Below are 18648 nucleotides of genomic sequence, written 5' to 3' on the forward strand. Positions count from 1 at the left end.
TTTGCCTGCGATAGCGGCCCCATCGCCGAACACTCTCCAACTGATGCACCGCGATCCAACTGTGGGAGCAGGCTTGCCTGCGATAGCGGCCCCATCGTCGATCACTCTCCAACTGATGCACCGCGATCCAACTGTGGGAGCGGGCTTGCCTGCGATGGCGGCCCCATCGCCGATCACTCTCCAACTGATGCACCGCGATCCAACTGTGGGAGCTGGCTTGCCTGCGATAGCGGTCTCATCGCCGATCACTCTCCAACTGATGCACCTCGATCCAACTGTGGGAGCTGGCTTGCCTGCGATAGCGGCCTCATCGCCGATCACTCTCCAACTGATGCACCGCGATCCAACTGTGGGAGCGGGCTTGCTCGCGAAAGCGATGTGTCGGGCGCCGGGGATCTTTGGTCGGCGTACATATCCACTGCTGCGGTAACGGCCGCCTGCGGCTCCTTCCTTACAGCGGGTCACTTTTGGAAAGCCTGGAAGCCGGCCCCGCCAAAAGTAACCAAAAGGTCTTCGCCCCACCACTCGGCACCTCGCCAGGGCTCGGTGTGCCCTCACGCAGGCTTGAGTCCGTGGGCCGCCGCACTGGGCCATCCTTGGCACAGTGCGGCTAACCCGGCGTCCCGCCGGGCTAATCCTGTATCAACGCGGATCAACCAGCCCCAGTTCCTTGGCCTGCGCCATCGGATCACTGATTGCCTTGATGCGCTTGGCTTCGATCACCAATCGCGCGCGCTCGGCGGCGGGAATATCGTCCAACGGCAATCCGGCAACCTTTTGCTCATAGCCCGCCAGCACCATCACCAGCAGCTCATTACGCTGATGCCGGGGCAGGGCGCGGGGCGATTGAGTGACGGGGGCGATGGTGTCCAGCGCCTGTTGCGACTGCCCGCCGAGGGCATAGGCCAGGGCCAGGTTGCAGCGGCTGTCGAGGTCGTCGGGTTGCAGGCTGAGGCTTTTGGCGAAGGCAGTTTGTGCCGCAGTGGCCTGGCCGTTCAGGACTTGGGCGATGCCCAGGCGGGTGTAGGCGACGGGCAGGTGATTGATGTCGGCAGCCTGGCCCAAGGCAGTCACGGCGCGTTGGGTTTTGCCCAACTGCAACTGCGCAGTGCCGAGACCGAGCAGGGCGTCGGCGTTGTGGGCGTCCAGGCCCAGCGCTTGCTGGTAGGCGCGCTCTGCGCCCAGCGCGTCCTTGGCATCGAGCCTGGCCTGGCCGAGCTTGAGCCACAACTCGATGCCGGCCCCCGGTTGCTGGGTGGCGCGCTCGTACAACGCAGCCGCGCTGGCGTAGTCGCCGCGCTTGCTCAGGTCGTTGGCCAGTTGCAGGGACTTGTCGGAATCGGTCGCAGGTTTGCTGGAACAGGCAGCCAGCAGCAGGGTACTGGCAAGCAGGAAATTCTTGGTCATCGTCACAACTCGTCGGGCGAAGGCGCAGGCCATGTAAGCATATTTTTGCTGGCGCTCCTATGTCTGTTCAGCGCTGGTTTTGCCCACGCTGGCGACGAGCCCGAATGGTTTTCCAAACCCTATGCCTACGTGCTGGTCGATCAGGATGTGCGCAGTGCGCTGGAAGAATTCGGCCACAACCTCGACGTGCCCCTGGTGCTCTCGGAGAAGGTGCGCGGCAAGGCCCGCAGCACTATTCGCGCCGCCACCGCCGGTGAGTTTCTGCAAACCCTGTGCAGCACCAACGGCCTCACCTGGTACTTCGACGGCAACCTTCTGTACCTCAACAGCAGCGATGAGATCGGCACCAAATTGTTCAAGGCCAGTGCGCTGAACCTCGACCAGTTGCAGGGCTATCTCAATACCCTCGATGTATTCGGCCAGCAACTGTCGATGCGCAGCGGCCCCGAGGGCGATGAAGTATTCGTGACCGGCCCGCCGCCGTACCTGGCGCTGGTGCAACAGCATGTGGATCACCTGCAACCCACGGCCGTGGCCGCCCCGGTGGCGCGCGAGCGCGGTGTGCGAGTGTTCCGCGGCGCGCAAGTCAGTACCGAAACCCCAACCCAGTAAAGGAGCAGCACCATGTCCGTAACGGCCGTAGACACTAACCTCGCCCCCGGTGGCGTCACCCCTGAAGCCAAGTTCAACGCCGCAGTGGATAACGCCAAGTCGGCGGATAAACCGGCAGATACCACGGACGCGGACGACGCCAAGTTCAACGATGCGTTGATCACCCAGGCCGTCACCATCGGCGGCCAGTTCATCATCATGCCGAAGATGCAGGAACTGCTGAACGACGCCATGTCCGATGACGACGAAGAGTAGGAAGCCCCTATGACTATCAGTCTCGCCGCCGGCGCCTCGGCCTTGCCGCCGTCCGCCGGTGCGGGGCCCGCCGGGGCCTCGCAGAACCTGTTCGAGCACATGGCCAACACCGCCAAGGGCATGCCCGAGGGCGCGAGCCCGCACCAGATCGGCTCGGGCCTGATGGAGCGCATGAACAGTTTCATCGACCGTACGCGGGCCTTTTCCGAGCGTGCCGACCTGCTCACCAACAACCCGTCGGCACCGCCGCCGGCCTCGGCTGAGATCCGCACCGCGAGTGCTTCACCGTCCGCTGAGCCTGGGAAAAAGGTCGGCGAGCAACAGGTCGATCAGATCGTCCATTCCCTGGGCAAGATGTTCGACTACTCCATCGAAACCCAGATGGTAGTGCGCGGTGCGACGCAGATTTCCGGTTCCGCCAACACGTTGCTCAAGGGTCAATAACACCATGCCAAGCCCAAACCGCGCACTGCGTCTGTTGCTGATCGGCCTGCTCGCCAGCCTGCTGCAAGCGTGCAACACCGACCTCTATACCAACCTCAGCGAACGCGATGCCAACGCCATGGTCGCGGTGCTGCTGCGCGGTGGGATCCCGGCGGAGCGCAAGACCCAGGACAACGGCCAGCTCAAAGTGGTGGTCGACGAGGAGCGCTTCGCCGAAGCCATGACGCTGCTCGATAACGCCGGTCTGCCGCAACAGAGCTTTTCCAATATGGGCGAGGTGTTCAAGGGCAATGGCCTGGTGTCCTCGCCGGTGCAGGAGCGGGCCCAGATGATTTACGCCCTGAGCGAAGAACTGTCGCACTCGGTGTCGCAGATCGACGGCATCGTCGCCGCCCGTGTGCACGTGGTGCTGCCGGACAACGACTTGCTCAAGCGCGTGATTTCACCGTCTTCGGCCTCGGTGCTGGTGCGCTACGACCCGGGCACCGACATCAACACGCTGATCCCGCAGATCAAGACGCTGGTCGCCAACGGTATTTCCGGCCTGAGCTACGAAGGCGTCTCGGTAACCGCGATCAAAGCCGCCGTCGCCATCAGTCAGAACCCGGCGCAACCGCGGCTGGCCCGCTTTATGGGCTTGTGGCTGTTGGAAGACAACCTGCCCCAGGCACGCTTTATGTTTGGCAGCCTGCTGCTGGTCGCCCTTGGCGCTCTCGGGGTACTCGCCCGCCAGCACTGGGCGCGGCGCCAGTCCCAGGCGTTGTATGTGCTCAAGGAGGGTGAATGAGCGTGTTGGAGCGCTGGCAAGGGTTGATCGCCGAGCCTTTGCAGTTTGTGCGAGGCCCCAGCCTGGGCGCGTGCTTCGCGGCTGATTTGCCGGATGAAGTGCTGCACGCCCTGCAGGGCCAGCCGCGTTTTCGTCAACGCCTGGAGCAGTTGCTGGTCAGTCATTACCAATTGGCGCCCCTCGCGCAGTTGGCCACCCCACAGGTGGCTGATCTGCCGGTATTGCTGCTGTCATCTGCGCAATTTGCTCGCTTGCCGAGGTTGTGCGGCGCCATCTGGCACGGCGCGACCTTGAGCCGGGAGATCCGACGCGACGTGGTCCAGGCGTTGCGTGAAGGCCTGGGCGCGGAGGTCTTCGTTCAGGCCCTGGCCTTGCGCCAACTCGGCGGCGCGGCGGATTTGCTGCGTGAGCCTGCCGAACTGATCGAGGCGATCGACCGTGACGGCCACGGCTGTGTTGCCGCGTGGCTGCACGCCCAGCACGCCGATTGGCGGGGTTGGCTGCGTTTGCGTTTCGACTTCCCCAAGGGCTACAGCGCGCGGTTGCCGCGTGACCTGGAGATCGTACAGGCCGCCGCCGCGTGCCTGCTGGCCGAGGACATCATCCCATGAGTGAATTACCGAGCCGCCCCACGGCGCGCATTTTGCGCGCTGAAGACGCCGCGCTGTGGAGCGATGGTTTTGCTTTTCTGCAGGTAGCCAAAGCGCAGGCCGAGCAAATCAAGGCCGACAGTGACCAGTGGCTGCAAGCCGCCCGCGCCGAAGGCTTTGAAAGCGCGCGGCAAGAGGGCGCCGAACACGTCGCGCAATTGCTGGTGCACACCCAGTCTCAAGTGCAGCAGTACTTGAGCAGCCTGGAGGCGTCGCTGGCCGACCTGGCGTTGGGCATCGTGCGCGAAGTGCTGGGCGACCTGGACAGCGCCGATCGTGTGGCGCGGTGTACGCGTCAGGCCTTGAGCGCGTTTCGCCAGGACCAGGCCTTGACCCTCTGGGTGCCGCCGGCCGAGGTCGACGCCCTGCGCCAACGCCTCACGCTCGAAGGCCTGGCGATTGCCGTGGCCGGGGATGAACAGCTGAGTGCCGGCCAGGCCCGCCTCAGCAGCCCGGCCGGCTCGGTTGAACTGGGCGTGGAAGCCCAATTGCAAACCCTGCGCCGCAGCCTGCTGCCCTTTGCCGAAGAAGGTGTGACATGAACCTGGAGCTGCTGCTGCCACGCCTGACTGAGCGCCTCACCCAGACACGCCTGCGGCCGATGCATGGCACCGTGTTGAGCATTCGTGGTGTGCTGTTGCGCGCCAGTGTCGCCGGGGCGAGCATCGGTGAATTGTGCCAATTGCGCGACCCGGTCAGTGGCCGCAGCTTGAGTGCCGAGGTGATCGGCTTTGAGGGTGACGAGGCGATTCTTTCGCCCATCGGTTCCATGGAGGGCCTGTCCACCCGCACACAAATCACCGCCACCGGCGAGACCCTGGGTGTGGCCGTCGGTGACGCGCAGCTCGGTCGAGTGATCAGCCCCATGGGCGACTTCCTCGACGGCGACGGCCTACCGCCGACCCTGGCCTTGCAACATTACCCGTTGCACGCTGAACCACCGGCACCGTTTTCCCGGCAATTGATCGTGCGCTCCATGGCCCTGGGCATTCGCTCCATCGACGGCTTGCTGACTCTGGCCCAAGGCCAGCGCATGGGCATCTTCGGTGAGCCAGGCGTGGGCAAGTCGTCGTTGCTCGCCAGCATCATCCGCAACAGCGAAGCCGATGTGATCGTGATTGGCTTGATTGGCGAACGGGGCAGGGAAGTGCGCGAACTGCTCGACGTGCAACTGGATGCCCCGGCACGTGCGCGCACGGTAGCGGTGGTTGCCACCTCTGATCGCCCGGCGGCCGAGCGCGTGCGGGCTGCGTTTGTCGCTACCGCCCTGGCTGAATATCACCGCGACCAGGGCCGCAACGTGTTGCTGTTGATGGACAGCCTGACGCGTTTTGCCCGCGCCCAGCGCGAAATTGGCTTGGCCGTGGGCGAACCACCGACCCGTCGCGGGTACCCGCCGTCGTTTTTCTCGATCTTGCCGCGTCTGCTGGAACGCGCCGGCCCCGGCCCCACCGGCAGCATCACCGCGTTGTACACCGTGCTCACCGAAGGTGACGCCGCGAGTGATCCGGTGGCCGAGGAAGCCCGCTCGATCCTCGACGGGCACATCGCCCTCAGTGCCGAACTGGCCCAGCGTAACTACTTCCCGGCAGTCGACGTATTGCGCAGCCGCAGCCGCTTGATGGAGCAAGTCGCCGGTGAGGAACACAAGCGCCTGGCCCTGCGCATTCGTGAGCTGATGGCGCGCTACGGCGAGATCGAAATGTTGATTCGCGTGGGCGAGTACGCCGCCGGCAGCGACCCGTTGGCCGACGAAGCCATCGCTCGCCACGCCGCTATCGAAGCCTTCTTGCGCCAGAACGCGGATGAACCCAGCAACCTGGAACACACCTTGATCCGCATGCGCCAGGTATTGGCATGACACAGGAGCGAACCCCATGAAAACCGACCAACTGCGCACCCTGCAAACCTTGCGGGTACTGCGTGAACAACGGGCCGCCAGCCAGTTGGCTGCCCAGCAGCAGCGCTGCGAGCACACCCATGGCGTATTGACCGACGCCAAGGAGCAATTGCGCCGGCACCGTGAAGCCATCGCCGAGGAAGCCCGCCAGGTGTATGCGTCCCTCACCGAAGGCTTGTCGGTGGCCAGTTGGCAGGCGGCCCAGGATCGTTTGCGCGGTCTGTCGGATGACCAGCAGCAGCTGGAAAACGACGTGACCCACGTGTCCACTACCTTGCAAAGCCAGGAGCGCGAGCGTGACCTGTTTCGCCAGGAACGCCTGAGCCGCCAGCGCCAATCCGATGCCTGGCAAAGCCTGCTCGACGGCCGTGAAAGCGATGAACGCCGTATCGGCGAGCTGCGTGACGAAGGCGTTGGCACATGATTGCAGCCCTTGCCGTTCCATTGACGCCGTGGCTGACGCACTACGACCCGGCCTTGCTCGCACTGCATAACCAACTGCACCGGCGCCGTCGGGCCTGGCAGGGCCGATGCGCCGGGCAAGACCTGCGGGTGAGCTGGGCCGCAGCCGCAGCCACGTTCAATAGCCCGTGCGAGGTGCCGCTCTTGCTCGGCCGCGCCCCGGTGCGCCTGCGCCTCTCGGCCGCTGCATTGGAGCAGGTGCTGGTGCCGCTGGCGCTGCAGTTCGATGTGCAGTTGCTGCCCTCGTTGCCGCGTGCGTTGTTGCTGGAATTGGCGGTGCTCGACTTGATCGAGCGCCTCGAGCCGCTGCTCGGTCATTCGGTGCAGCTGCTGGAGGCCACCGACGTGCCGCGAGATTACGCCGTGCACCTTTCGCTTGAGCTGACCTTTGGCAATCAGCCGGCCATGAGCGCGCACCTCGATCTGAGCGAAGGCGCCGCCGTGCTCATCGCACAGTTACTCGACCACTATGGCCAGCTTGAACCGGACCCGTTGCCCGCCCTGCGCCAGACCCTGGCGCTGGTCGCCGGGCGGCAGTCGCTGACCCTGGGTGAACTGCGCAGTTTGCGCCCCGGCGATGTGTTGATGCTTGAACAAGGCTCGGGCTTGTTGCTCGACCTGGACGGGCGCCTGCAGGCCCGCTGCCAATACCAGTGTGAAGCCTTGCGTGTGCAGGAAGAATTGAAAGCCCCCCTTTTGGACATGGAGAACACGATGACTGAGGTTGATGCTGCTGTGGCCCTGGATGACCTTCCGCTCAAGCTGGTGTGCCAGGTCGGCAGCCTGGAACTGACCCTGGCGCAATTGCGTGAGCTGGGGGCGGGCAGCCTGTTGCAGCTCAATACGCCCGACGTCGACAGCGTCGACCTGATGGTTAACGGGCGCCGCGTCGGCCAGGGGCAACTGGTGAAAATCGGTGACGGCCTGGGTGTGCGGCTGCTGAGTTTTGCCACTCCATGACCGGTTATCAGCCGAATCTGATCGAGATTATCCTGGTCGTTGCGACGATCGGGTTGATCCCGTTGGCGGTGGTGACGCTCACCGGTTTCATGAAGATCTCGGTGGTGTTGTTCCTGATCCGCAACGCCCTCGGGGTACAGCAGACCCCGCCAAACCTGGTGTTGTACGGCATCGCGCTGATTCTGTCGGTGTACGTGACCACGCCCTTGATCGGCGATATGTACCGGCAGGTGGAGGGGCGCGATCTCAACATCGAACATGTGGAGCAACTCAAGGACTTGGGCGATGCGCTGCGCCCGCCGTTGCAGGCGCACCTGAAGCGCTTCGCGAATGAGTCCGAGCGTGGCTTTTTTGTGCAGGCCACGGAAACCATCTGGTCGCCCGAGGCCCGTGCTGACCTGCGCGATGACGACCTGGTGGTGCTGATCCCGGCGTTTGTCAGTTCGGAACTCACGCGCGCCTTCGAGATCGGTTTTTTGCTGTACATCCCGTTTTTGGTGGTCGACTTGCTGGTGTCCAACGTGCTGATGGCCATGGGCATGTCGATGGTCTCGCCGAATTTGATTTCGATCCCGTTGAAGATTTTTTTATTCGTGTCGCTGAGTGGCTGGTCGCGCTTGATGCACGGTTTGATTTTGAGCTACGGCTGAGGCACGACCCATGGGCCAGGATGTTTTCCTGTCATTGATGAAACAGGCGCTGATGACCGTGCTGATGCTCTCGGCACCGGCGCTGGGGGTGGCGATTATCGTGGGGTTGAGCGTGGGGCTGTTCCAGGCGCTGACACAGATCCAGGACCAGACATTGCCGCAGGTGGTGAAGCTGGTGGCGGTCCTTTTGACCATCGTGTTCCTCGGCCCGGTCCTGGCCGGGCAAGTCGCGGAGTTGGGGAGCCAGGTGCTCGACAACTTCCCGCTGTGGACGCGCTGACCGCTCATGGATGCCAGCCTTACCGCGCAGTTCCTGGAAGTCGCCTACCCGGTGATCAGCGCCGCCTCGCTCGCCGCCTGCCGGGCCATGGGCGTGGTGGTGATCACCCCGGCATTCAATCGCCTGGGCCTCACCGGGATGATTCGTGGCTGTGTGGCCGTGGCCATTTCCATCCCGATGTTCTTCCCGGTGTTCGAAGCACTGACCGCCATGCCCGAACATGGCAGCGTGTTCATCGCCGGGTTGCTGATCAAGGAGTTTTTGATCGGCATTCTGATCGGCCTGTTGTTCGGCATTCCGTTCTGGGCGGCAGAGGTGGCGGGGGAGTTGATCGACCTGCAGCGCGGCTCGACCATGGCGCAATTGGTGGACCCGCTTTCAACCGGGGAATCGAGTGTGATGTCGACCTTGTTGACGGTGATGCTGATCACGCTGTTTTTCATGTCCGGCGGTTTTATCCTGATGGTCGACGGTTATTACCACAGCTACCAGTTGTGGCCGGTGACGGCGTTTACCCCGGTATTTGCCAGCTCGGCGCTGCTGGCGGTGCTGTCGATCCTCGACCAGATCATGCGCGTCGGCGTGCTGATGGTTTCCCCGTTGCTGATCTCGCTGCTGATTACCGACTTGATGCTCGCCTACCTGTCGCGGATGGCGCCGAACCTGCACATTTTCGATTTGTCGCTGCCGGTGAAGAACCTGTTTTTCTCGATCCTGATGGTGATCTATATCGGCTTCCTGATCCCCTTGATGCTCGACCAGTTGGCGGAGTTTCGCGGCACCGTTGAACTGCTCAAAACCCTGGCAGGCATGGAGTAGCCCATGGCCGATACCAGCGAAGAGAAATCCCAGCCGGCCACGGACAAAAAGCTCAACGACGCCCGCAAGAAAGGCCAGGTCGCCAAGAGCCAGGACCTGGTGTCGGGCATGGTCATTCTGTTCTGCACCTTGTGCATCTCCATCCTCGCGCCCCGGGCCATGGCGCAGGTAACGGCGCTGATTGACCTGACCGCGCGCATCTATATCGAACCGTTCGCCACGGTGTGGCCCCGGGTGCTCGACCATGCCGAACAATTGATCATCGGGATCACGCTGCCGGTGATGGCGGTGACCACCGGCGTAGTGATCCTGACCAACCTCATCACCATGCGCGGCTTTGTGTTCTCGGTGGACCCGATCAAGCCCGAGTTCAAGCGCATCAATCCGGCGGAGGGCATGAAGAAGATCTTCGCCCTGCGCAACCTGGTGGAGTTCATCAAGGGGCTGGTTAAGGTGCATGTATTGGCGATCGCGTTTTACGTGGTCGGCAAGCACGCGTTGCAGGCGCTGATGGAGTCGTCACGCTGTGGTGCCGAGTGCATGGAATCGACGTTTTTCCTGGTGCTCAAACCGCTGGTGTTCACGGTGCTGTGCGCGTTTCTCACGGTGGGCGCCGTGGACGTGCTGATGCAGCGCTGGTTGTTCGGGCGCGACATGAAGATGACCCGCAGCGAAACCAAGCGCGAGCGTAAAGACATCGACGGCGACCCGCTGATCAAGAGCGAACGGCGCCGCCAGCGCAATGAGATGCAGGCGCTGGCCACCAAGCTGGGCCTGGGCCGGGCGTCGATGATGATTGGCACCACCGATGGTTGGGTGATTGGCGTGCGCTATGTACGCGGGGAAACGCCGGTGCCGGTGATTGTGTGTCGCGCATCACCGGAAGAGGCCTTGTTGATGTTGCAGGAAGCGTACGATCTGGGGATTCCCCATGCGCCGGACAAATCCCTGGCGGCGGCTATCGCCAAAAAAACCGTGCCCGGCGACCCCGTGCCGGATGCGTCGTTCCAGGCCGTGGCCGATTGGCTTGTGGCTGCGCGCCTGATCTGACCCAACCTAAATCAACCTGTGGAAGGGCTGTTGTGGTGAGCGGGCTTGCCCCGCTCATTCCAGTCAGTCCAAGTTCAGATACCTAGCGGTGCTGGAAGCGGGGCAGCGAGGCCACGCGCAATTTGGGCTCCTGCAGGCGTGCCAGGTCGGTTGCAATCTGCGCGCGCCAGAAGTGCGCACCCGCCAACTGTGCATCCACCCAGGCCTGGCGCAGCATGACCTTGGCCTTGTCCTCTGAACCGTAGTCGCCCTGGCGCAGGATCAGTTGCGCCTTGATCCGCAGCATCTGCGGCACAAACCAACGCTCATGGCGGCCGACAGCCAATTGCAGGGTGTCTTCCAGCACTTCCAGGGCGAGTTTCTCCAGGCCCAGCCGCGCCAGGCCCAGGGCGTATTCACAACGCAGCAGGCTGTAGAGCTGGGTGTCGCCCTGGCCTTGCAAATGGTGCAGTGCCTCGCCCAGTTGCGGCACGCCTTCTTCCGGCGAGCCTTGGCGGATCAGCAGGATGCTTTCGAAGCACCGTCGAAATTGCCGCCAGATATGCAGGTCCTGGCGGGTGGTGCTGTCTTGCAGCAGGCCAAGGTAGTAGTGCATTTTTGGCAGGTTGGAGGTGAGCAGTGCCAGTGGAATTGCGCCCAGGCACAGGGTGTACCAAAGGGTTGCCGGGTGGTCGAGTGAGACCGCTTCGTCGACGCAGGCGCCGATCAGGCGCAGTGCCGGGTCGACATCGCCTTCCAGCAATTGCACCTTGGCCTTGAGGCAACGGGCGGCGATGCGCTGGTCAAAATGCACGTCGATGATGTGCGAGCGCGGCGCCGACGGTGAGCCGAGCGCTTCGTCGATATTCTGTCGCGCGCCCTGCAGATCGCCCATATGAAACAGCGCCACGGCGCGCATGCGTTTGCCGAGCAATTGCTGGTTGCCGCTGCTGTTCAAGGCAATATAACGCTCGGCCAGTTCCAGGGCTTCGGCATATTGGTTGCAACCACAGCGGTCGGTCCACAGGCCCCACAAGGCGCGCATTTTGTGTTCGGCATCGCCGAGGTCGCGGGCGTCTTCACAAACTTGGCGCCAGGCTTCGCGCATCTCCCCACCGGTGCCGTAAGTCAGCATCAGCACACTGGCCAGGGCAGTGTGCAGCAGCATGCGCTGGCGCAGCGGCAAGGGGGAGATGGCGTTGCTCGCCAGGCCTTTGGCGACCCAGGTGCGGCATTCGCTGACCAGCGACAGGCGCAGCCACAGCGGCACGCTGACCAGGGTCAGTTCGATCGCGAGGGGCAGGTCGCCGCTGGGTGAATAGGCCCAGTCCAGGGCCGAGCGGATGGTGCTGTTCTCGGGGCCGTAGAGGGCAACCCAGGTTTCCGGCGACAGGCCATCCAGGGTCTGCCCGGCTTCCTGCAACATGCCGAGGGCATACCGCGCGTGACGCAAGCTGGTGGCATTGACTTCGCCATGTTCGGCCAGTTTTTCCAGGGCATAGGCGCGGGTGGTTTCCAGCAGGCGATAGCGCTTGAGCAACTGCGCTTCACCGGTGATCAGCAATGACTTGTCCATCAGGCTTTCGAGCAACGGCAGGGCGTTGCGTGGGTCCAGGCTGCTGCTGGTCGTCATGGCCTTGACCGCATCCAGCGTGAAGGAGCCTGTAAATACGGCCAGTTGGCGCAACATCGCCTGCTCGTCGCCAGTGAGCATCGAGTAGGTCCAGTCCAGTGTGGCGCTGAGGGACCGGTGACGGGCGAGGGCGGTGCGCCGGCCGGTCATTTGCAGCCGAAAGCTGCCGTCGAGCAGGCCGACCAGATCCTGAATACCAAAGGTGCGTACCCGTGCGGCGGCGATCTCGATCGCCAGCGCATTGCTGTCGAGTTTGCGACAGATGGCGCTGACCGCCGACACATCGGCGTCGTTGAACTCAAAGTCGGGGTCGAGGGCGCGCACGCGTTCTACAAACAGGCGCACGCCGGACCAGGCCAAGGCTTCGCTGGCGGACAGGTTGGCCTGTTCGTCGGGCACTTGCAGCGGCGCCAGGTCGTGCACCCGTTCGCCCTCGGCGCGCAACGGTTCGCGGCTGGTGGTCAGCACGTAGCATTGCGGGGCACTGCGCAGCAAGGTTTCCACGGCGTCGGCGGTGGCCGGCAACACGTGTTCGCAGTTATCCAACACCAGCAGCAAGCGGCGTTCGGCCAGGGTTGCGGTGATGCTGTGCAGCGGGTCATCGCTGATCGTCTGGATGCCCAGGGCGCTGGCGAGCATGCCGGCCACCCATTGCCCGCTGGTGGCGGGCGCCAGGTCGACGAAGCAGGTGTCCAGCTTGAACGCACTGGCCAACTGGTGGGCCACCGCCATGGCGACGGTGGTCTTGCCGATGCCGCCGGGGCCGGTGAGGGTGACGAAACGCTGGCTGAGCACCTGGTCGGCAAGGCTGGCGATCAACGTGTCGCGGCCTATCACTTCGCAGGGCGGCCGCGGCAGCGTGGGTTCCTCTGCCCGGGCATAGGGTACCGGCAGGGTTTCTTCATTGCTGGTTTGCACGGTAACCGGCGCCACAAAGCGATAGCCTCGGCCCGGCACGGTGACGATATAGCTGAAGTTGCCGTCGTCGCCCAGTGCCCGGCGCAGGGCGACGATCTGCGCGCGCAGATTGCATTCCTCTACGACCACCTTGGGCCACGCGAAGGCGATCAGTTCGGCTTTTTCCAGTAATTCGCCGGCGCGGGTCACCAGCGCAATCAACAGGTACAGCGCGCGGCTACCCAGCGTCACGGGTTCGCCGTTGCGCAGCAACACGTGCTGCCTTGCCAGTAACAGAAAGGGGCCAAAGCCGAGGACACTCTCGGCGGGTGCCAGGGTCGGGTGGTCTGCGTCCGTACAGGACACTGCGTGGTTCTTGCTCGAGCTCATCAATTCGTCCTTTTTATAGTCGGGCTTGTGATTGGCGATCAGGCCATTCGCCCTCTTTGGGGTACAGATGTGCAGCAGCAGTTTTGGAAAGTTGATGTCGATCAAAAAGTCGGAAAGGCCGCCCTCCTTTGGGGCGTGGTCGTTGTTATGGGGGTGTCACGCGTCCTGTTTCAGAGGATGAGACTGTCTCAAACCTGAAACATTTTATTACCGGAAATAGGCATAAAGCAGAATGTATGCCAGTTGGCATGTAACAAAGATGACAACAACCGCATGAAATTTATGGTGATTTTTAGGGTCGTCGGCAACGTTGCGATGGCTTCGTTCGGAAACACGAATATTTCTAATTGTGTCGTTCGGGATGCCGACTAAAACGGTGATGGTTTGGCGGTTATTGACCGCCGTTGATTGTTGAGTTGAGGGTCAGTGAACACCCTCGTTGAACATGAAAATTCCGACAGCCAGGCAATTGGCCACTGAAAAAAATCCCCGCTGCCCGTAATCTAGAGGCCTTTGTCACCTGTGCGGATTGTTCATGTCCTCTGTTGCCGATGGGTTGCCCCTCAACAAACGCCTGCCCGCCGTGATCGCCATCTCCCTGGGGATCGGCATGGCGACCCTCGATACGGCCATCGTCAACACGGCGTTGCCGACCTTGGCCGAAGGTATCGGCACCGACTCGGCCTCAGTGATCTGGGTGGTCAACGCCTATCAGTTGGCGATTATTGCCACGGTGCTCCCGTTCGCGTCGTTGAGTGATGTGCTGGGACACCGCCGCGTGTATCTCGGCGGGTTGCTGCTGTTTATTGTCTCGTCGCTGTTTTGCGGGCTGGCCGGGTCGCTGTTGACCCTGACGGCCGCGCGGGTGGCGCAAGGGCTTGGCGCGGCGGCGGTCATGAGCGTGAACACGGCGTTGCTGCGGCATATCTACCCCTCAAAAATGCTCGGGCGCGGTTTGGGCTATAACTCGTTGGTCGTGGGGTTGGCGTTCACCCTCGGGCCCACTGCCGCGTCGGCGATTCTGTCGGTGGCGACCTGGCACTGGTTGTACCTGATCAACGTGCCATTGGGTTTGTTGGCGTTGGGCCTGGGTCTGCGTTCATTGCCGACGCTGCCCATGACCGGGCATGCATTCGACCGCCTCGCCGCGTTGCTGTGTGCCGGGTTGTTTGCCCTGTTGGTGCTCGGGCTGGGTACGGCAGTGCACGGTGCCCAAGGCGCGTTGACCCTCGGCCTGATCGCCGTGGCGCTGGTATGCGGCGCGTGGTTGTTGCGTCGGCAGGCTGGACACCCGGCGCCGATGCTGGCCCTGGACTTGTTCAAGCGGCCGGTGTTTGCGCTGTCTTCCCTCACGGCCATCTGTGCGTTCAGCGCCCAGGGCCTGGCGTTTGTGTCGTTACCGTTCCTGTTGCAGGCAGTCCTTGGCCATAGCCAGGTGGAAACCGGTTTTCTGATGACGCCCTGGCCCGCCGTGGTTGCGGTCATGGCATTGGTGGCGGGGCGGCTGGCGGATCGGGTGTCTTTGGGCGTGTTGTGCGGTATTGGCCTGTTGATGCTCAGCGTGGGTATGGCTGCGCTGGCGACCTTGGGTAATGAGGCGTCAGCCTTTGACATCGGCTGGCGTATGGCCCTGTGCGGCGCCGGTTTCGGCTTCTTCCAATCGCCCAACCTCAAGGCGTTGATGACCAGCGCACCGCTCGCGCGCAGCGGCGGGGCCAGTGGCATCGTGGCGATTTCACGCCTGTTGGGGCAAACGCTGGGTGCGTCGTTAGTGGCGTTTTGTTTCCATCTGTCACTGACCAGCGGCCCGAAATATGCGTTATGGCTGGGTTGCGTGTTTGCGCTGGTGGGCAGTGTGGCCAGCGGTCTGCGTTTGCTGCCCTATGGGAAAAAAGCGTAACAGGTCGTTGTAAAAGCAGCGTCGGCAACGCTAACGTGGCGGCCTGAATGTTTCGGGATATTTCAGATTTATGTCCAGCCTGGCCCAACGCACTGCTGATAGCACGTCCCGACGCGCCGCACTGACCCTTGCGTTATGCCTGCCCAGTGACGTGTTGCTGTACCTGCTCCTGCCCATGGAGTCCCAGGCCTTCGGCATCACGTTGGCCCAGGCCGGGGTGTTGCTGGCGGCCAACCGCCTGGTGCGGATTTTCGGCTACCGACATGTCTTGAATTTCTATGCGCGTAACGGCGATCGCCTGACCTGCATGATCGCCGCCGGCGCGGCGACGGTGTGCGCCTTGGGCAACTCGATGTTGTCGGGTTTTGCCGCATTGTTGGGGTTGCGGCTGATCTGGGGCCTGTGTTTCGCCGCGTTGAACCTGTCGACGCAAGTGTTGGCGACTTCGGAGCCTGCGGGCGCAGCGCGCAGGGCAGGGCGCTCACGGGCGGTGATTGCCCTGGGGCCGATGCTGGCGCTGCCGCTGGGCGGCTGGTTGACCTTATGGGCCGGGCCGCGTCCGATCTTCCTGATTCTCGCAGGCTGCTGCCTGGTGGGCGTGTGGGCGGCGCGCGGTTTGCCCACCAGCGGGCATGATTTGCACAGCACGGGGCGCCGCTTCAAGTGGCCGGACAGCGTAGCGACCTGGTCATTTATCGAAGGCGTGGCGCTGGACGGGCTGTTTATCTTTGGCCTGTCGATCCAGGCCCAGAAGATGCTCGGCGGCGACGCGGTGCTGGTCGCTGGTGGCTTGATGGCCCTGCGCTATGCCTCGGAAATGCTCCTGAGCCCACTGGGTGGCCGGGCGGCGCAACGCTTTGGCGCCACCTCGATGCTGCTGCTGTTCTCGTTTTTGAGTGCCTTGGCCCTGACCGCGTTCGGCAGTTATTGGGTGATCGTCGGCGCGGCGGCAGTGCTGGTGTTACGCGCGTTGCAACTGCCGCTGGTCACCACCTTGGTGGCCGAGCGCAACCCAGGCTCGATGCGCGTTTCGGCCCTGGCGTCCAATGCGGTGTGGCGCGATGTCGGCGCTGGCCTCGGGCCGCTGATGGCGGGCCTGTTGCTGCCGGTGACGTCGGCGCCCTGGGTGTTTGGCCTGGCGGGTGCAGCGATTGCGGTGAGCGCGGTGTTCTGCTGGCGGGCAAAGGTCAGCGCCTGACTGAGGCGTGTGCGCTCAAGCGCTTTTAAAACGGTCCATCCATGCCGGGTCGAAGCGGGTTTGCTCGGTGTCGATCCCCAGCGCCTGCATCTTTGCCTTGTGTGCGTCGATTTCACCGACCAGTTGCGCCTGGGCGCTGGAATTGGCATCCAGCTCATGCATCTGTGTCAGCCCCAGGTGGTAGAACCGCAGCACCTTGATCGCCGTCGGATCGTTGGCTTGCACGCGTTCAGTGACCTTGTGCATCACATTGGTCACGCTCATCAGGCTGCGTTTGAGCCGCCAGCCATATACCGCGGGTGCAAGCCAGGGCTGGGTCCAGAACGGGCCGCGGACCAGCGCGAGCGTGATCAATACCCCGGCAAACACGCCGCCGACATTGAAGCGAAAGTTATCACCGCCGGGTTCGCCGAACAGCATCACTGCCAGGCTCGACAACAGCATCGCCAGGGCGATGAACAGCACGGCCACGATAATCGTGCTGCGTCGCGTTTGTTGGCGGTAGGTAACAGGGTCGCAGGGTTTGAGCTCGAACATCCGGGTCAGGTCTCAAGAAGAAGCGGGGTGGCATCTTCGCATGCTTTGGGCAAACAAGTTGAACGATGGCGCCTGGCGCTTTCTCTAATTCCAGGTAGGCCACCAACCCCCGTGAGGTGAACCACCATGCCCGACTACAAACAACCACCACCTGGCACGCCCAACCCTGACCGCACACCCGGCGAGGAGGAGCGCGACAACGATGCGTTGCGCCCCAACGCCCCGGCGGAGCGTCAGGACGATGATGAGGAGCAGGTTGAGCAAGACCTGGAAAACCTGCATGACAAAGCGCGCCCGCTTTAACTAAGGAGGTTGTCGTGACTAATCCCCCAAAAGGCCCGCGATCCAGCGAGCACGCCAGCGGCAAGGATGAACTGGGCTTCGACCCGGATTCCCCCGACGTGGCCGACCCTCAGGTTGACCCGATTGGCCCGGCTATCGCGCCCTTGGACAAGGGCAAGAAAGAACCGGCCGAAAAAAAGCCGCCCTACGATCCGTTGGGCGACTTGAAGAAGTAAAGCCAGCCCCGCTGTTGCGGGGCGGGTGCTTGCGTGGACGTATTTACTTGGGTGCAACCCAGATGACGTCGGTAATGCCGAACTTCTCCGCCCAGGGGCGGGTGGTTTTTTTCACCTGTTCGTGACCCACGCGCCCAATGCGGCTGACATGCGCGATGTCGGCGTCGACCGCCGCCCAATGCCAGGCCTCGGCGTTATTCATTACCTCGGCGCGCACTACAAAGGACTTCGGTTGACCGTGCAGCTGATACTGGATGGTGTAGATTTTTGCGGTACTCATGTTGCCTCCCTGTCTTGTTATAGATGGATAGGCAAGCGTTCAAAAAGGTTCACTCAAAATGACAAGTCGCACACTGTCGCGGCATAGTGACGGCTTCGCCCTGCGCTAAAGGATCGCGCCATGCCCCGTCTGACTCACAGCCAGCTCTATCTGCAACGCCTGGGCTATGACTCGCCGCCACCGCCCACACTGCAAACCTTGCAGGCGCTGCAATTGCGCCATGTGTGTACCTTCGCGTTCGAGAGCCTGTCGACGTTGCTGCGCTCCCCGGTGCCGATTGATTTGCCCAGTATCGAGCAAAAAGTGCTGCTGGAGGGTCGCGGCGGGTATTGCTTCGAGCTGAACCACCTGTTTCTGGCGCTGCTGCAGGACTTGGGCTTTGACGCGCGAGGCCTGACCGGCTGGGTGGTGATGGGCGGGCCGCCTGAGGCGCGCACCGGGCGTACCCATCGCCTGAGCCTGGTGACACTGGATGGCGTGCGTTACGTGACCGATGTGGGCTTTGGCGGCATGGTGCCGAGCAGCCCGTTGCAGTTGGACACTGAAGCGGTCCAGGCCACTGCTCATGAACCTTATCGCCTGACGTTCAACGGCGCCGACTACACCCTGTGGACCCAAGTGGGCGAGGAGTGGCGTGGTTTGTATGTGTTCGACCTGCAAGTGCAGGCGGACATGGACTACCTCATCGGCAACTGGTACGTGTCGACGCACCCGGCGTCAGTCTTTGTCGGGCAGTTGAAGGCCGCGCGCCTGGCACCGGGCAAACGGCATACGTTGAACAATGCCAACTATGCGCTTCACAGTCTCGACCAGCCGAGCGAGAAGCGCGCCATCGAGAGTGCCGAGGAGCTGATGACATTGCTGCATGAAACCTTCGGCATTCGCCTGCCGGCCCATCCGCAGCTTCGCGAGACGCTTGATGGCTTGGTGCTCGCAAACTCACAGGCGTCTTGAGATAGAACCTTCGCTGAACCGTTTTACCTCCAGGTCGATGCACACAACCCAGTGACCTGAGCGCTGTTTTTTGACAGCGCTCAGGT

General features: G+C 62.8%; 22 protein-coding genes. 18 read left to right on the plus strand and 4 right to left on the minus strand.

The annotated features are described in order from the left end of the window. Nucleotides 1-642: 642 nt before the first annotated feature. The gene (locus tag ACI77D_RS20650; protein ID WP_221295088.1) at nt 643-1407 is read right to left on the minus strand and encodes a tetratricopeptide repeat protein; all 765 of its coding nucleotides are present in this window, start codon (nt 1405-1407) and stop codon (nt 643-645) included. A 48-nt stretch (nt 1408-1455) separates the two neighbouring features. On the opposite strand from ACI77D_RS20650, the gene ACI77D_RS20655 reads away from it, so the two are divergent. From ACI77D_RS20655 to ACI77D_RS20715, 13 genes are read left to right on the plus strand one after another with little or no spacing between them, the layout of a single operon-like run. Beyond that, nucleotides 1456-2019: a type III secretion protein gene (locus ACI77D_RS20655; protein WP_407017421.1), complete on the plus strand. Its 564-nt coding sequence runs from the start codon at nt 1456-1458 to the stop codon at nt 2017-2019. 12 nt (nt 2020-2031) lie between these two features. After that, nucleotides 2032-2274 carry a hypothetical protein gene (locus ACI77D_RS20660; RefSeq protein ID WP_262665246.1) on the plus strand — a complete coding sequence of 81 codons (243 nt, stop codon included), beginning with the start codon at nt 2032-2034 and terminating at the stop codon, nt 2272-2274. 9 nt (nt 2275-2283) lie between these two features. After that, entirely contained in the window at nt 2284-2718 is a 435-nt protein-coding gene (locus tag ACI77D_RS20665; protein ID WP_407017383.1) for a hypothetical protein, read from the plus strand. Between the two features lie 4 nt (nt 2719-2722). Next, a complete protein-coding gene (gene sctJ, locus ACI77D_RS20670) occupies nt 2723-3505 on the plus strand; it encodes a type III secretion system inner membrane ring lipoprotein SctJ (RefSeq protein ID WP_259762370.1) in 783 nt (260 codons plus the stop codon). Continuing rightward, nucleotides 3502-4116 (plus strand): type III secretion protein, encoded by a 615-nt coding sequence (locus ACI77D_RS20675; protein WP_407017384.1) that lies wholly within the window; start codon nt 3502-3504, stop codon nt 4114-4116. The genes sctJ and ACI77D_RS20675 overlap by 4 nt, the downstream gene beginning before the upstream one ends. Next, complete coding sequence (gene sctL, locus ACI77D_RS20680) at nt 4113-4697, plus strand: type III secretion system stator protein SctL (RefSeq protein WP_407017385.1); 585 nt, start codon at nt 4113-4115, stop codon at nt 4695-4697. The genes ACI77D_RS20675 and sctL overlap by 4 nt, the downstream gene beginning before the upstream one ends. After that, nucleotides 4694-6016, plus strand: coding sequence for a FliI/YscN family ATPase (locus ACI77D_RS20685; RefSeq protein ID WP_064452918.1), 1323 nt, complete (start codon nt 4694-4696; stop codon nt 6014-6016). The genes sctL and ACI77D_RS20685 overlap by 4 nt, the downstream gene beginning before the upstream one ends. 16 nt (nt 6017-6032) lie before the next feature. After that, nucleotides 6033-6479 (plus strand): hypothetical protein, encoded by a 447-nt coding sequence (locus ACI77D_RS20690; RefSeq protein ID WP_064452917.1) that lies wholly within the window; start codon nt 6033-6035, stop codon nt 6477-6479. After that, nucleotides 6476-7477 (plus strand): type III secretion system cytoplasmic ring protein SctQ, encoded by a 1002-nt coding sequence (gene sctQ / locus ACI77D_RS20695; RefSeq protein ID WP_407017386.1) that lies wholly within the window; start codon nt 6476-6478, stop codon nt 7475-7477. Before ACI77D_RS20690 ends, sctQ begins: the two co-directional genes overlap by 4 nt. Continuing rightward, on the plus strand, nt 7474-8127 hold the full coding sequence (gene sctR / locus ACI77D_RS20700; protein WP_017137580.1) for a type III secretion system export apparatus subunit SctR: 654 nt from the start codon (nt 7474-7476) through the stop codon (nt 8125-8127). Before sctQ ends, sctR begins: the two co-directional genes overlap by 4 nt. Nucleotides 8128-8137: 10 nt before the next feature. Then, nucleotides 8138-8407: a type III secretion system export apparatus subunit SctS gene (gene sctS / locus ACI77D_RS20705; protein ID WP_003208314.1), complete on the plus strand. Its 270-nt coding sequence runs from the start codon at nt 8138-8140 to the stop codon at nt 8405-8407. Nucleotides 8408-8413: 6 nt separating this feature from the next. Beyond that, nucleotides 8414-9226, plus strand: coding sequence for a type III secretion system export apparatus subunit SctT (sctT, locus tag ACI77D_RS20710; protein WP_064452915.1), 813 nt, complete (start codon nt 8414-8416; stop codon nt 9224-9226). A 3-nt stretch (nt 9227-9229) separates the two neighbouring features. Further along, nucleotides 9230-10276 (plus strand): EscU/YscU/HrcU family type III secretion system export apparatus switch protein, encoded by a 1047-nt coding sequence (locus tag ACI77D_RS20715; protein WP_064452914.1) that lies wholly within the window; start codon nt 9230-9232, stop codon nt 10274-10276. An 82-nt stretch (nt 10277-10358) separates the two neighbouring features. Here the strand turns inward: ACI77D_RS20715 and ACI77D_RS20720 are convergent, their stop codons facing one another. Next, a complete protein-coding gene (locus ACI77D_RS20720) occupies nt 10359-13175 on the minus strand; it encodes an ATP-binding protein (RefSeq protein WP_407017387.1) in 2817 nt (938 codons plus the stop codon). A 535-nt stretch (nt 13176-13710) separates the two neighbouring features. Here ACI77D_RS20720 and ACI77D_RS20725 point away from each other — a divergent pair. Together ACI77D_RS20725 and ACI77D_RS20730 are read left to right on the plus strand one after the other, a co-directional pair. Beyond that, nucleotides 13711-15075 (plus strand): MFS transporter, encoded by a 1365-nt coding sequence (locus ACI77D_RS20725; protein WP_064452913.1) that lies wholly within the window; start codon nt 13711-13713, stop codon nt 15073-15075. Between the two features lie 70 nt (nt 15076-15145). Further along, entirely contained in the window at nt 15146-16273 is a 1128-nt protein-coding gene (locus tag ACI77D_RS20730) for an MFS transporter (protein ID WP_407017388.1), read from the plus strand. A gap of 15 nt (nt 16274-16288) precedes the next feature. On the opposite strand, the gene ACI77D_RS20735 is transcribed toward ACI77D_RS20730, so the two are convergent. Then, a complete protein-coding gene (locus ACI77D_RS20735; RefSeq protein WP_064452911.1) occupies nt 16289-16810 on the minus strand; it encodes a DUF3087 domain-containing protein in 522 nt (173 codons plus the stop codon). Nucleotides 16811-16936: 126 nt separating this feature from the next. On the opposite strand from ACI77D_RS20735, the gene ACI77D_RS20740 reads away from it, so the two are divergent. Beyond that, complete coding sequence (locus tag ACI77D_RS20740) at nt 16937-17113, plus strand: hypothetical protein (protein WP_407017389.1); 177 nt, start codon at nt 16937-16939, stop codon at nt 17111-17113. Between the two features lie 14 nt (nt 17114-17127). Continuing rightward, on the plus strand, nt 17128-17328 hold the full coding sequence (locus ACI77D_RS20745; protein WP_128587971.1) for a DUF6021 family protein: 201 nt from the start codon (nt 17128-17130) through the stop codon (nt 17326-17328). A 43-nt stretch (nt 17329-17371) separates the two neighbouring features. Here ACI77D_RS20745 and ACI77D_RS20750 read toward each other — a convergent pair whose 3' ends face one another. Further along, nucleotides 17372-17608: a DUF6555 family protein gene (locus ACI77D_RS20750; RefSeq protein ID WP_064452909.1), complete on the minus strand. Its 237-nt coding sequence runs from the start codon at nt 17606-17608 to the stop codon at nt 17372-17374. 120 nt (nt 17609-17728) lie between these two features. On the opposite strand from ACI77D_RS20750, the gene ACI77D_RS20755 reads away from it, so the two are divergent. Further along, on the plus strand, nt 17729-18562 hold the full coding sequence (locus ACI77D_RS20755) for an arylamine N-acetyltransferase (RefSeq protein WP_262665232.1): 834 nt from the start codon (nt 17729-17731) through the stop codon (nt 18560-18562). The last annotated feature ends 86 nt before the right edge of the window (nt 18563-18648 follow it).

This window comes from Pseudomonas sp. O39 (genome assembly GCF_045447295.1).
Lineage (GTDB): Bacteria > Pseudomonadota > Gammaproteobacteria > Pseudomonadales > Pseudomonadaceae > Aquipseudomonas > Aquipseudomonas antarctica_A.

What these genes read in the sequence shown, in the direction of transcription:
- ACI77D_RS20650 (WP_221295088.1), bottom strand. Translation starts at nt 1,407, where the DNA reads ATGACCAAGAATTTCCTGCTTGCCAGTACCCTGCTGCTGGCTGCCTGT.
- ACI77D_RS20660 (WP_262665246.1), top strand. Translation starts at nt 2,032, where the DNA reads ATGTCCGTAACGGCCGTAGACACTAACCTCGCCCCCGGTGGCGTCACC.
- ACI77D_RS20665 (WP_407017383.1), top strand. Translation starts at nt 2,284, where the DNA reads ATGACTATCAGTCTCGCCGCCGGCGCCTCGGCCTTGCCGCCGTCCGCC.
- sctJ (WP_259762370.1), top strand. Translation starts at nt 2,723, where the DNA reads ATGCCAAGCCCAAACCGCGCACTGCGTCTGTTGCTGATCGGCCTGCTC.
- ACI77D_RS20675 (WP_407017384.1), top strand. Translation starts at nt 3,502, where the DNA reads ATGAGCGTGTTGGAGCGCTGGCAAGGGTTGATCGCCGAGCCTTTGCAG.
- sctL (WP_407017385.1), top strand. Translation starts at nt 4,113, where the DNA reads ATGAGTGAATTACCGAGCCGCCCCACGGCGCGCATTTTGCGCGCTGAA.
- ACI77D_RS20685 (WP_064452918.1), top strand. Translation starts at nt 4,694, where the DNA reads ATGAACCTGGAGCTGCTGCTGCCACGCCTGACTGAGCGCCTCACCCAG.
- ACI77D_RS20690 (WP_064452917.1), top strand. Translation starts at nt 6,033, where the DNA reads ATGAAAACCGACCAACTGCGCACCCTGCAAACCTTGCGGGTACTGCGT.
- sctQ (WP_407017386.1), top strand. Translation starts at nt 6,476, where the DNA reads ATGATTGCAGCCCTTGCCGTTCCATTGACGCCGTGGCTGACGCACTAC.
- sctR (WP_017137580.1), top strand. Translation starts at nt 7,474, where the DNA reads ATGACCGGTTATCAGCCGAATCTGATCGAGATTATCCTGGTCGTTGCG.
- sctS (WP_003208314.1), top strand. Translation starts at nt 8,138, where the DNA reads ATGGGCCAGGATGTTTTCCTGTCATTGATGAAACAGGCGCTGATGACC.
- sctT (WP_064452915.1), top strand. Translation starts at nt 8,414, where the DNA reads ATGGATGCCAGCCTTACCGCGCAGTTCCTGGAAGTCGCCTACCCGGTG.
- ACI77D_RS20715 (WP_064452914.1), top strand. Translation starts at nt 9,230, where the DNA reads ATGGCCGATACCAGCGAAGAGAAATCCCAGCCGGCCACGGACAAAAAG.
- ACI77D_RS20720 (WP_407017387.1), bottom strand. Translation starts at nt 13,175, where the DNA reads ATGAGCTCGAGCAAGAACCACGCAGTGTCCTGTACGGACGCAGACCAC.
- ACI77D_RS20725 (WP_064452913.1), top strand. Translation starts at nt 13,711, where the DNA reads ATGTCCTCTGTTGCCGATGGGTTGCCCCTCAACAAACGCCTGCCCGCC.
- ACI77D_RS20730 (WP_407017388.1), top strand. Translation starts at nt 15,146, where the DNA reads ATGTCCAGCCTGGCCCAACGCACTGCTGATAGCACGTCCCGACGCGCC.
- ACI77D_RS20735 (WP_064452911.1), bottom strand. Translation starts at nt 16,810, where the DNA reads ATGTTCGAGCTCAAACCCTGCGACCCTGTTACCTACCGCCAACAAACG.
- ACI77D_RS20740 (WP_407017389.1), top strand. Translation starts at nt 16,937, where the DNA reads ATGCCCGACTACAAACAACCACCACCTGGCACGCCCAACCCTGACCGC.
- ACI77D_RS20750 (WP_064452909.1), bottom strand. Translation starts at nt 17,608, where the DNA reads ATGAGTACCGCAAAAATCTACACCATCCAGTATCAGCTGCACGGTCAA.
- ACI77D_RS20755 (WP_262665232.1), top strand. Translation starts at nt 17,729, where the DNA reads ATGCCCCGTCTGACTCACAGCCAGCTCTATCTGCAACGCCTGGGCTAT.